Here is a 381-nt window from a genome sequence, read left to right as displayed (position 1 = left end):
GCCCCGGGCCCCTTCTCGTCGTGCACGGGTGTCGCGCCGCCGGCCGCCCTGCGGGTGGGACGGCCGCGGCCGTTTCACGGGCCGGTGGGCCCGGCCCCTTCGACCGTCTCCAGGTAGAGCCGGACGTAGCGCGCCACGTCCACGTCGAGCGCGACGGCGACCAGCGGCTGCTCGCGCGTGCCCTCGTGGAGTTCCGACTCGCCGACGCGGGGCCGGCGGTCCACGATCGTCTGCCCGCGCGCCGGGCCGGGGGCCAGCGAGACCTCCACGGGCAGCCGGTGGGTGGTCAGCCCCTCCGGGTCGGCGACCGCGCACAGCGCGCCGGCGTCACCGAGGCCGCCCGCGTCCTCGTCGGGGTCACCGGGCGCGCTGCCCGGCGTG

1 pseudogene is annotated in these 381 nt (G+C 79.5%); it reads right to left on the bottom strand.

From position 1 onward, the window contains the following. Positions 1–74 precede the first annotated feature (74 nt). A pseudogene (locus G3I53_RS07285) lies at positions 75–381 on the bottom strand (nucleoside hydrolase); the annotation flags it as partial.

The sequence above is a fragment of the Streptomyces sp. SID14436 genome (assembly GCF_010548465.1).
GTDB lineage: Bacteria > Actinomycetota > Actinomycetes > Streptomycetales > Streptomycetaceae > Streptomyces.
The sequence above is the reverse complement of the archived record's forward strand: the minus strand, read 5'-3'. Positions and strand labels throughout refer to the sequence as shown.